This is a genomic window from uncultured Brachyspira sp., assembly GCF_944390595.1.
In the GTDB taxonomy this organism is placed as follows: Bacteria; Spirochaetota; Brachyspiria; order Brachyspirales; family Brachyspiraceae; genus Brachyspira.
Genome location: NZ_CALXRN010000129.1, coordinates 15,790 through 27,587 on the forward strand (window position 1 = coordinate 15,790; position 11,798 = coordinate 27,587).

Consider the following 11,798-nt stretch of genomic DNA (forward strand, 5'->3'; position numbering starts at 1 on the left):
ACCAATTAAAACTATATATTAATAAAATAAATCTACTAAGAATGTAGTAAATGGTGCAAACCATGTTAATAATAATAAATTAATAATTAATAATACATAGAAAGGCACAGCTTCTTTAATGAATGCCGCTGTTTTACATTTTGTGATAGAACAAGTTACAAACATTAATGTTCCCATAGGAGGAGATATAGCACCTATAGCATTATTAAATATATATATCATAGCAAATTGTATTTGATTGATTCCATAAGAATCAGCTATAGGAGCTAGTAAAGGAACTAGAATAATCATAGAAGCATTACCTTCTATAAACATACCGACTATTAAGAGAAATATATTAACAACTATGAGAAAAATATATTTATTGGATATAGTTTTAAGCATCCATTCTGTTAATTGCTGAGGTATTCTTTCTCTTGTTAACATCCAAGAAAAAACTGTAGCAGAAGCAACTATAAGCATGATTGATGCTGTTGTAGATACTGTTTCCTGCAATCCTTTTAATAAATCTTGTATTTTTGTTTCTCTATATATGATGCCCAATATCAAAGCATATATTATGGCAACAGCACCAGCTTCTGTAGCGGTGAATGCTCCTATTCTAATTCCGCCTATAATAATAATTGGTAATAATAGCGGTAAAATAGCAGGTATCAATACATTTATAAATTTCATTAGAGTAATTTTTTCTTTTGTTATTACTCCATATCCTCTGCGTTTTGAAATTATGCCTACTAATATCATCATAGTTACGCATAATAATACTCCGACGCCTAATCCTGATATGAATAATTTTCCAATTGAAACATTTGCTATACTTCCGTATAAAATCATAGCTATTCCAGGCGGTATAAGAGGAGTTATCATTGATGAAGTTGCCGTTACAACACTTGAAAACTCTAAAGAAAATCCTTTTTTTGTCATTTCCGGAACAAGCATTTTTGATTCCATAGCAGCATCAGCTATATTAGAACCGGATAATCCGCCCATGATAGTTGAAAGCAAAACATTTACCTGAGCTAAACCTCCAGGAAGATGCCCAGTTACAACTTCGCAGAAACTCATTATACGTTTTGTAACTCCGGTATAATTCATAAATATTCCTGCACATACAAAGAAAGGTATAGCAAGCAAAGATATTTTTTCTGTGCCAACAATGGTTTGCTGAGCAAAAATTATAGGATTTACATCTTTACTCAATGCAAAATATACCATAGAGCCACCTAAAACGGATATATATACAGGTACTTTCAAAAATAAAAGCAGAAACATTACTATAGTTGCAAGTATTAATATATTACTCATTTGTAGATGCAGACTCCTTAATTTCTGATTTTACACCTGTGAATAGAGCATAAAAATAGCTTATTATCATATCAATATATGCAACTATTGATATTCCGTATACCCAATAATATGGGATTTTTAGCATACTTGTAGAACGTCCGCTTCTAATAAAAATTTGTATAAAATGAATGCTTTGAAAGAATAAATAACCTATTACTGCTACTACAACTATAGAGATAAATATATTCATAAATTTTTGTAATTTTAAAGGCATTAAATCTACAACAATTTCTATAGCTACATGATTTCCGAATCTAAAAGCAACTCCAGCTCCGGCAAATACAATCCAAACCATGCATGAAGTTTGAACCTCTTCTAACCAAGTAAAAGGAGAATGAAGTAAATATCTCCAAATTGCACCGAAAAATGTTAAAATAACTAATACTACAAGAACTAAAGATGCAACATAGCAATCAAAGTTTTTTAATATATTGCAAATTACTTTTTTATTATATGACATTTGTATTTCCGCTTAATAGTTTCAATAAGGCAGTTAATAATTAAATATTAATTGCCTTATTAATGTATTTGTATTATTATATTAGTTAGTTGCACCCATAGCAGCTTTAACTTTCTCATATAATCCGTCTGACCAACCTAAACGGCTTCCTTGTTCATAAAATGACTTAGCTTTAGCTTTAAATCCTGCAATTACATCTTCTGTAGGAGTTACAACTATTACTCCTTCAGCTATCATTTTTTCTAAATAATCTTTTTCAGCAGTTTGCTGTATTTCATTATTATATAATCCGGCTTCTTCTGCAGTTTCTAATAACCATCTTTGCTGTTCTTCAGTTAATGAATTAAACCAATCAGCAGAACATACCCAAGTAGTGAAATTTTTAACATGTCCGTCTAAAATTAAATATTTTGCTACCTCATGAAGTTTTCTTCCGTATAATGTAGCTAAAGGATTTTCAGCACCTTCTATAGTTTTTGTCTGTAAAGCCTGATATACATCATTAAGCGGCATACCTGTAGATGTTGCTCCCAATGAATCAAAACCTACAGATTGTATTTCATTAGCAGGAACACGTATTTTTAATCCGGCAAGATCATCAACAGTATTTACCGGAGTAGTAGTTAAAGTATGTCTGTCTCCATATATCCAATTTGAAGTAAGTAATTTTAATCCTTTTTCTTCAAGTTTTTTAGATTCTTCTTTATACCAATCAGAAGATATTAATTTCCAGCATTGCTCCCAATTATCGAACAAGAATGGTCCGAATAATATTCCCATGTCTTTAACACCATAATCAGCATAGAAAGCTCCGTCTGCTAAAGTACATACATTTTCTCCCAATAGCATAGAATCTATTAATGATGACTTATCGCCTAATTGAGAATCTGGGTAAATTTGTATAGCCATTGTACCGCCTGATTTCTCTTTTTTTTGTCCAAGCAAGTCCAACAGGCTCTGATATACTATTTTCAAAAGCTACATTAAGTGTTATAACATCCTGAGATGCAGTATTTGATGAAGCAGAGCTGTTTTTATTTGAACAGCTTATAAAGGATAATGTTAATATTGATATAACAATAAAAAATTTAAATGTTTTCATAATAGTATTCTCCATAATTTATTTTATATTTGAAAAGTCTATAGAAACTTTTAACATATCGCCTTTGTTGTTTGAAAAATCTTTGAATGCTTTATCAGCATCATTAAATTGATAAGTATTAGTAATGATTTTTTCTAATGGTACATTACCATTTTTTACTATTTCTATTAACTCAATAAAATCTTTTTTTAATGCATTTCTGGAACCATATACGCTCAATTCCTTTTTTTGAATCAATGTAAAATTGAAATCTAAATTCTGCTTTCCTACTCCTATTAAAACCATACGCCCTCCGAAGCATGCAGCATCTATACAGTTTTGAAATGTAGAAGGAAGACCTACAGCTTCTATAGTAACATCAAAGCCGTTATTATTTGTTATCTCATTTACCTTGTTTATAAAAGCATCATTTGAACTGTTTATAATTACATCATCTACGCCAAATTCTTTAGACATTTCTAATTTACCTTCTGATATATCAGACATATAAACTTCAGCACCTAAAGATTTTGAAGCTATAGCAGCTAGTATTCCTATTGTACCAGCTCCGACTATAAGTACTTTATCTCCTTTTTTTACATTAGCACGGCTTACACCATGATAACTAATGCAAAATGGTTCTATAGCGGCAAGAACTTTAGCTGGTATTCCTTTTCCATCATATACGCGTTCAATAGGAATTGATATATATTCGCAAAAAGCACCATCTCTTTGACATCCTAAAGTTTGATTATCCATACAAGCATTAACAATACCATGACTGCATGAATAACAATGTCCGCAGTTATAGTATGGATTTGCAGTAACTATCATTCCTTTTTTTAATCCGTATTCGTTTTTATCAATATCTGCTATTTCAGCAGAAAATTCATGTCCAGGTATGCGGGGATATTGAACATAAGCAAATGTACCTCTGTATGATCCTAAATCGCTTCCGCAAATACCGCCGTATAATACTTTAAGTAAGGCTTCTCCTTTCTTTCTAACAGGCATATCTATTTCTTTTATAACAACTTCACCTGGATTATTTATAGAAATAGCTTTCATAAAATACCTCCATAAAAACTATTCTGCTGCATATTTTATTATGTTAACAGAGTATACAAATATAAACATGTTTGTCAAATTTTTGTTTATTATTTATTAATTTTTACAAAAAAAAATCTAATTTGATTTTAATATGTATTGAAATTTGTATTTTTAAGTTTATTATATAAGTATGAAGAAGATATTAATAATTTTTTTTGCATTAAACACATTTTTATTAGCTCAGTATTACTCATATACGAATATACCATCATTTCAAAAGAATGAGTATTTTGTTCATAAAGGTATATCCAGCAAGAAAAACAATGCTATTATAGTATATACTGAGACTTCTGTTGATGATAAGGGATATTGGAATGTTAAAGAAACCTATGTCAGAGGTTTTGTGACAAATAGCAAGTTAAAAGATCCGTTCCAATTAGAAGAGAGTATGATGACTAATATTAGAAAGTCTGAAATGTTTTCGATAATAGATTTAGAAAACATGCGTACTGTTTATAATAAGACTGTCGATTATTATGATTTCGGAACAATGGAGCATACATTCGATATAAGAGGAAAAATAAATTATACAAGCAAAGAGGGATCTTTAGCTATATTTTCTATGTATGGAGCATATCAAATAGCAAGAACTTTTCCTATTGATATAACTAATGAAATGAATATTATAATGCCTACAGCTTCTAAAGATAATAAAATTAACGTTTCAATTTTAAATAATGGTATTAAGAAGATAAAAATAAACGGCGAAGATAAACAGTGTTATGAAATGGAAATAAAGGTAGAAGGCATACCATTTTCTATGTTTCTGCCTAGAATAACAGCTTATATTGATCAGGAAGATAAAACTAGAAAAATAATAAAATATAATACATTATCAGGTATGCTTGATACTATGGATGTTTTTCTTACAGAGACTGAAAGAAAGTAAAAATATATTAGGAGAAAATAATAATGAGTGAGTTAAAAATAGACTGTATAAATATAAATATGTACGGCATGAATTCTTATATAGTATCTGCTGACGATGAAGCTATGATTATAGATATATCAAGTTTATCATTCGGATATGATGATTATAAAAAACTATTAGAAGGAAAAAAGTTAGTAAGAGTAATATATACTCATGGACATTTTGATCATATATCCGGTGCTGATGATATAAGAAAAGAATATCCTGATACTCCTCATTGTGTTCATAGTTTAGACTATGATTTTTTCCAAGACCCTAATTTAAATGTCAGTGCTTATCTTGGAAGTGTTTTGAGATGCCAAAGTCCTGAAGAGAAATTTAATGACGGCGATACTTTCAAATTAAAAGATATAGAGTTTAAAGTTATACATACTCCAGGACATACTAGAGGGGGAGTTTGTTTCTATACTGAAGGACATTTATTCTGCGGCGATACTTTATTTGCTCATGGAATAGGAAGAACTGATTTAGCTACAGGCGATTATAATGAATTAGAAAACAGTATAAAAGAGAAAATATTTAAATTAGATGATGATACATTACTATATCCAGGACATGAAGCTTACGGATTTAAATTATCCCAAAGAAAGAAAATGGGAGTATTTTAAATTTAAATAATGATAATAAGTGCAAGCAGAAGAACAGATATTCCGTCATTGCATACAGAGTGGTTTTTAAATAGGTTAAAAGAAAATTATGTCATTACTCAAAATCCAATAAACAGAAATAAATTTTATAGAATACCATTAAATAAAGATATTGTTGATGTAATAGTTTTTTGGTCTAAAAATCCTGATATTGATTTTTTAAAAAAAGTAACAGATTTAGGTTATGAATTTTATATTCATTTTACTATAACGCCTTATGATAAAAATATAGAAAAAAATCTTCCAAATAAAACTGTATTAATAAAAAAATTTATTGATATAAGTAATTTTTTTGGAAGAGAAAAAATAGTTTGGAGATATGATCCTATTATATTAAATGATAAATTTGATATTAATTATCATATAAATAATTTTAACAATTTCTCATGTCAATTAAAAGAATATACAGATGAATGCATATTTAGCTTCATTCAAATATACAGTAAAATTAAAAATAATATCAAAAATCTAGTTTTAAATGATAATGATAAAATATTTCTAATCAATAGTCTAAAAGAGATAGCAGATAAAAATAATATCAAATTAAAATCATGTTCTCAGTATTTTGATATTGTTGAAAAAGCATCATGTATAGATAAAGAAAGAATACAAAAAATATTAGGCTATAGTATAAAAGAGAAAAAAGATAAATCCCAAAGAAAATTATGCAATTGCATAGAAAGTATAGATATAGGTTCATACAATACATGCCAAAACGGATGCATATATTGTTATGCCAATTCAAAAAATATTTTAAAACATTATGATGTTAATAATGCCATGCTTTCTGATTTAAATATTGATAATATAAAACATACCATAGAAGATAGAAAAATGGTAGTTAATGATAAAAATATGCTTTTTATATTATAATGATTGTTATTTATTCTTTATTTTTATAATACTGCCTTTATTGTCTATTATAATAATATTATTATTTATTTCTATTTCATATTTATTATTTTTCTTTAATATTCTGTATATATGAAAATTATCATATTTTTCTTTAATTGTATTTATAATTTCTTTTTCTATAATGTTATCTTCTGCAAATTTTTCTATTATATTAAATGCTATTTCATTTCCATTTCCTATTATGGCATTCCATTCACCTTTTGTATTAAAATTGATTGAGCCTCCTCCTTTAAATACTGCACTATATGATGAATTAAATATTATTTTAAATAAATAATAATCAGAAAAATATGTTTCTATAAAATTTCTTGCTTTTTGAGGCAAATTTTTAGGGGAAAGAATATCCATAATTTATCCTTTTTTTATTTTTATTATATTTCCGTCATATCCTATATAAATATATTCTTTATCATCAACTTTAAACTCATAACCTTTTCTTCTTTTGTATATATTATTTATGCTTGCATATCTTTCTTTAATTATATTCATAATTTTACTGTCTATAAATTTTGAAGCTATATTAATTGGTATTATCTTTCTATTGCCTATTATAGTTTGCCATTCACCATTTATTTTAAAATGTATTGATGAGCCTCCTTTGAAAATAACAACATAAGATGATGATACAATAGCTGCATTATGAACTTCGTATTCTTCAAAATATGTATTAACAAATTCCTTAATATTATCAGGCAGATAGCTGTAAGGTATAAATCTAAATCCTCTTTCATTGTCAAATCCTATAAATGAAGCGGATATTATGTATATAATAATTAATAATATTATATTTTTGAACATGGTTTTATATCCTTTTATATAATAATATAATTAAAAACAAAATACTTCAATAATATAAAAAAGTAAAAAATCATACTTTTTCTATTGACAAAATAATAAATATGCATATAATACTCCATTACAATAGTACGAAATAAGACTATATTTTTAAAGGAGTTTATTATGATGAATATAAAAACTATGGAGAAGTCTTTTTTCAAGTATATTATACCGGCTATAGTATCTACTATGTTAGGAGGGCTTTATATAGTAGTAGACGGTTTTTTTGTCGGAAACTCAATGGGAGATATAGGACTTACAGCTATTAATTTGATATATCCTATAGGTACTTTAATTAATGCTTCTGCTGTTATGCTTGGTATGGGAGGAGCTGTAATAATGTCTATATATTTAGGAGAAGGTAATATAGACGGATTTAATAAAGCTAAGAACAATACATTTATAAGTTTAATTTTGGCAAGTATTATATTAACAGCAATTCTTTTTTTATTAAAAAATAAATTAATAGTTATGCTTGGTGCTAAGGGTGAAGTTTTTCATCATGCAGACGCTTATATTACAACAATTATTTTAGGCGGAGGACTTCAGATAATATCGTTTGGTTCTATGCCTATAATAAGAAATTTAGGTAAAACTGTACATGCTATGAGTTTTATGGGATTAGGTCTTGTTATAAATATTGTACTGGATTATTTATTTTTAATGGTTTTTAAATTAGAAATGTTCGGAGCAGCACTTGCTACGATAACAGCACAGGGAATAGTTGCTTTAATTTCTATTTATTATTTGTTTATAAGAAAGAAAAACAGAACAAGAATAAAATTATCAGACTTTGATTTATCTATGACTAAAAGAGCAATGCAGATAGGTTTATCTCCTTTCGGAATGGTAATGGCTCCGTCTTTGATAGTGATATTTAATAATCTTCAATGCTTAAAATACGGCGGATATTTGGGAACAACAGCTTATTCTGTTATTAATTATATTTACGGATCCATTATATATTTATTTGAAGGTGTTGCAGAAGGATGCCAGCCTATGATAAGCTATTTCAAAGGAGCATGCAGAAACGATCTTATGAAAAAAGTATTAAAGAAGGGACTTTTATTTGATTGTGTATTAGGTTCAATACTTATGATTTTAGTATTTACGCTTAGAAATAGATTAGGTATATTATTTGGCGCATCTATTGAAACTAATGATATAATAAGCTTAGGGCTTCCTATAATATCTATAGCATTTATACTTCAGCCTATAGTAAGACTTGGTACTGCATATTTCTATTCATCAGGAGAAAGTATTTATTCGAGTATTTTAACATATATAGACCCTTTTTTAGTAAGTCCTTTATGTATAATTATTCTGCCTATATTCTTTAATCTTAATGGTATATGGATTGCTATACCTGCTGCACAATTTATTTTAATATTGCTATTTAGTGTAATATTTTATATTACAAATAAAAAGTATAGTACCGTAAACGGCATAATATATCAAAATGAGTAATTAAAAAATAATAGCTAAAAAAGCCATAGATAAAAGCTTTAATATTAGCATTATAGATAAAGCAAATATAGCTGATGTAAGTATTAGCTTATTTGCTTTTTCTATATGACGCGGAGTTAAATCTTCTAAATATTCTCCAACTAATGGTCTGTCATATATTTCACCATCTTTCATATATTCGCCGCCTAACTCTATATTTAATGCTCCGGCAATGCTGGCTTCTAATCTTGCTTTATTAGTTTTGCCTTCTTTTATGAAAGCAGAAAATGCATTTTTATACTCATATCTAAAGAAAACAGAGCCTAGTACATAAACCAAAGAAGTAAGTATAGAAGGTATAATATTTACTATATAGCATAATTTGATATTGAATATTCTAAAAATATTATTGCTTTTAGGTTCATCTATATATACGCTATCGGATGAACATTCTGATAAAACATAAATAACTTTGTAAAGCAGGCATAAAGGTGCTCCTCCCAAAGTTAAGAATATTGCCGGATATATATAATCTTCAGCAATGCTTATAGTTGTATATTCTATAGTATTTTTTATAGCTTGCTCTTCTTCTATATCTTCCGTGTCTATTTCAGTATTTTCTTGTAGAAGAGATTTAACCTTTTTCATATCATTAGCCATTAAACTATTATTTATATGAGAACTTATTTCTAAAGGTTTTCTAATTCCTATTATGATATATGATAATACTAACTCTACTGCTAAACCTAATAGAAAATGAACTTTATATAAAAGCATAAGAATAAAAAATGGTATTAAAAAAATTACAGCCATTATTATTATAGAAGATAAAGCCCCTATAATAAATTCTATTATCTTATTATCATTATTTATTTTTTTTCTAAATAAATCTTCTGCCATAAAATGTATTCTTTTTATAAAAACAAAAGGATCAAATTTGAACTTTTCTACAAAAATATTAAGAAGAAAAGATATAGGTAATATTAATAGTATTCTCATTATATTTATTCCAATAAAAGTTATTACTAATAATCATCGTAAAATTAAAAGTTTTCTATAATATTTATATTATTTCTGTCATCTATTTCTGTATAATATCCGCCTCCATTTTTTAGCAGATATTCATAAAATCCGAGTTTTTTGCTGTCATATCTGCTGAATATTGACATAATAACTCCTCCATGTGTAACAACAGCAATATAATCTAAATTATTTTTTTTCATATCTTCTATTATATAAAAGAAGGCATTTTCTGTTCTTTGAAAAAATTGTTCTGAAGTTTCTCCATTAGGTACATTACTCTGCCAATTGCTTTTAAAGAATTCTTTATAATATGGATTATCTTTTAATTCATCATGGTTTTTACCCTCAAAATCCCCGAAACATCTTTCTTTTAAATTATCTATAATTTCTTTATTATCAAACATATCATCAAAATATATTTGAGTTGTTTCTAAGCATCTTTTCATAGGACTGCAATATAATTTTTGAACGGGTTTGTACTTATTAATTATTTCTTTTTTATTTATTAAAAATTCCTTTCCAAGTTCGGATAGAGGTGCATCAGTAGAGCCTAACCATCTTCCTTCAGCATTGAATTGAGTCTGACCATGACGTATAAATAAAATTTTCATAAGAACTCTCCAGATTTTTTTATAATTATTAATATTATAATAGCAGTTTATTTTTTTTCAATAATATTTTATGTATATAAAAATAATTTTTATATAGGTACGGTATGTATTAAAAATAATAATAAATTTGATTGACAATATAATGAATTTATGATATAATCCAAAACTGTAAAATTTTTAACAAAATTTCAAAAATAGGGTATATGTATGAATTATGAAATATTAGCTGAAAATGCCCGCTTTTTTACAATATCAGCGGCAATTTTAACATTAGCTTTTGCTTTCTATTTTTACAAATGGATGCGTAAACAAGATGAAGGTACTGACACAATGAAGGAAATAGCTTCGCATGTACGTTCCGGTGCTATAGCTTATCTTAAACAGCAGTATAAAGTTATAGCTTTCTTCTTTGCCGGAGCTTTCATTATTTTTGCTATTCTTTCTTATGCATTAAAAGTTCAAAATCCTTTTATTCCTATAGGTTTTTTAACAGGCGGTTTCTTCTCTACATTATCAGGTTTCTTAGGTATGAAAACTGCTACTTATGCATCAGCTAGAACTGCAAATGCTGCCAGCAAATCTTTAAATGAAGGCTTAACAATAGCTTTCCGTTCCGGTGCTGTTATGGGACTTACTGTTGTAGGTCTTGCTTTGCTTGACATTTCTTTATGGTTTATAGTATTAAATTTATGGCTTGATAACAACTTATTCGGTACAGATTTCTTAAATTTAGCCGGTACAGGAATAGCTAAAGGAACTGCTGAGTATACTGCTGCTAAAATGCACTTTGTAACTACTACAATGTTAAGTTTTGGTGTAGGTGCTTCTTTCCAAGCATTATTTGCCCGTGTTGGAGGCGGTATATTTACTAAAGCTGCTGACGTTGGTGCTGACTTAGTAGGTAAAGTTGAAGCAGGAATACCTGAAGACGACCCAAGAAACCCTGCAGTTATAGCTGACAACGTAGGTGATAACGTAGGCGACGTTGCTGGTATGGGTGCTGACCTTTATGAATCTTATGCAGGTTCTATACTTGCTGCTATGAGTTTAGGTTCTGCTGCTTTCGGATATATTAATCCTGATGTTAGCCCAATATTTGCTGTATCTCTTCCTATGATACTTGCTGCTATAGGTACTTTATCTTCTATAATAGGAGTATTCTTCGTTAAAACTAAAGAAGGTGCTACTATGGGAGAATTATTAAAATCTTTAAGAGTTGGTGTTTATGTAAGCAGTGCTATTATTATAGTAGTTGCTTTTATCTTAGTAAAGATACTCCTTCCAAACAATTTAGGATTATTCGTTTCTATAATTGTAGGACTTATAGCTGGTAACGTAGTTGGTTTCTTTACAGAATACTATACTGCTGCAGAATACAAGCCTACTCAAT

The 11,798-nt window shown here is 28.0% G+C and carries 14 protein-coding genes; 5 read left to right on the forward strand and 9 right to left on the reverse strand.

The window, feature by feature from the left end; translation table 11 throughout:
- Positions 1-18: 18 nt before the first annotated feature.
- From Q0J90_RS07460 to Q0J90_RS07480, 5 genes are all read right to left on the reverse strand, one after another.
- Entirely contained in the window at positions 19-1,305 is a 1,287-nt protein-coding gene (locus Q0J90_RS07460) for a TRAP transporter large permease (RefSeq protein ID WP_297277307.1), read from the reverse strand.
- Positions 1,298-1,807: a TRAP transporter small permease gene (locus Q0J90_RS07465; protein ID WP_297277308.1), complete on the reverse strand. Its 510-nt coding sequence runs from the start codon at positions 1,805-1,807 to the stop codon at positions 1,298-1,300. Before Q0J90_RS07465 ends, Q0J90_RS07460 begins: the two co-directional genes overlap by 8 nt.
- An 81-nt stretch (positions 1,808-1,888) precedes the next feature.
- Positions 1,889-2,716, reverse strand: a complete 828-nt coding sequence (locus Q0J90_RS07470) for a C4-dicarboxylate TRAP transporter substrate-binding protein (RefSeq protein ID WP_297277309.1) — start codon at positions 2,714-2,716, stop codon at positions 1,889-1,891.
- On the reverse strand, positions 2,676-2,909 hold the full coding sequence (locus tag Q0J90_RS07475) for a hypothetical protein (protein ID WP_297277310.1): 234 nt from the start codon (positions 2,907-2,909) through the stop codon (positions 2,676-2,678). The genes Q0J90_RS07470 and Q0J90_RS07475 overlap by 41 nt, the downstream gene beginning before the upstream one ends.
- An 18-nt stretch (positions 2,910-2,927) precedes the next feature.
- Positions 2,928-3,956 (reverse strand): zinc-binding alcohol dehydrogenase family protein, encoded by a 1,029-nt coding sequence (locus Q0J90_RS07480; protein ID WP_297277311.1) that lies wholly within the window; start codon positions 3,954-3,956, stop codon positions 2,928-2,930.
- A gap of 172 nt (positions 3,957-4,128) precedes the next feature.
- Here Q0J90_RS07480 and Q0J90_RS07485 point away from each other — a divergent pair, with 172 nt between their 5' ends.
- From Q0J90_RS07485 to Q0J90_RS07495, 3 genes are read left to right on the forward strand one after another with little or no spacing between them, the layout of a single operon-like run.
- On the forward strand, positions 4,129-4,887 hold the full coding sequence (locus tag Q0J90_RS07485) for a hypothetical protein (protein WP_297277312.1): 759 nt from the start codon (positions 4,129-4,131) through the stop codon (positions 4,885-4,887).
- Positions 4,888-4,910: 23 nt separating this feature from the next.
- Positions 4,911-5,537, forward strand: coding sequence for an MBL fold metallo-hydrolase (locus tag Q0J90_RS07490; RefSeq protein WP_297277313.1), 627 nt, complete (start codon positions 4,911-4,913; stop codon positions 5,535-5,537).
- Positions 5,538-5,546: 9 nt separating this feature from the next.
- The gene (locus Q0J90_RS07495; RefSeq protein ID WP_297277314.1) at positions 5,547-6,449 is read left to right on the forward strand and encodes a DUF1848 domain-containing protein; all 903 of its coding nucleotides are present in this window, start codon (positions 5,547-5,549) and stop codon (positions 6,447-6,449) included.
- A gap of 6 nt (positions 6,450-6,455) precedes the next feature.
- Here the strand turns inward: Q0J90_RS07495 and Q0J90_RS07500 are convergent, their stop codons facing one another.
- Positions 6,456-6,839 carry a PepSY-like domain-containing protein gene (locus tag Q0J90_RS07500; RefSeq protein ID WP_297277315.1) on the reverse strand — a complete coding sequence of 128 codons (384 nt, stop codon included), beginning with the start codon at positions 6,837-6,839 and terminating at the stop codon, positions 6,456-6,458.
- 3 nt (positions 6,840-6,842) lie between these two features.
- Positions 6,843-7,289: a PepSY-like domain-containing protein gene (locus tag Q0J90_RS07505; protein ID WP_297277316.1), complete on the reverse strand. Its 447-nt coding sequence runs from the start codon at positions 7,287-7,289 to the stop codon at positions 6,843-6,845.
- Between the two features lie 162 nt (positions 7,290-7,451).
- Here Q0J90_RS07505 and Q0J90_RS07510 point away from each other — a divergent pair, with 162 nt between their 5' ends.
- The gene (locus tag Q0J90_RS07510) at positions 7,452-8,795 is read left to right on the forward strand and encodes an MATE family efflux transporter (protein WP_297277317.1); all 1,344 of its coding nucleotides are present in this window, start codon (positions 7,452-7,454) and stop codon (positions 8,793-8,795) included.
- Here Q0J90_RS07510 and Q0J90_RS07515 read toward each other — a convergent pair whose 3' ends face one another.
- The gene (locus Q0J90_RS07515) at positions 8,796-9,773 is read right to left on the reverse strand and encodes a cobalamin biosynthesis protein (protein WP_297277318.1); all 978 of its coding nucleotides are present in this window, start codon (positions 9,771-9,773) and stop codon (positions 8,796-8,798) included.
- A 44-nt stretch (positions 9,774-9,817) separates the two neighbouring features.
- Positions 9,818-10,408 carry a histidine phosphatase family protein gene (locus tag Q0J90_RS07520; RefSeq protein WP_297277319.1) on the reverse strand — a complete coding sequence of 197 codons (591 nt, stop codon included), beginning with the start codon at positions 10,406-10,408 and terminating at the stop codon, positions 9,818-9,820.
- A gap of 207 nt (positions 10,409-10,615) precedes the next feature.
- Here Q0J90_RS07520 and Q0J90_RS07525 point away from each other — a divergent pair.
- Positions 10,616-11,798 (forward strand): sodium/proton-translocating pyrophosphatase (locus Q0J90_RS07525; RefSeq protein WP_297277320.1); only part of this gene is annotated, 1,183 nt, incomplete at its 3' end.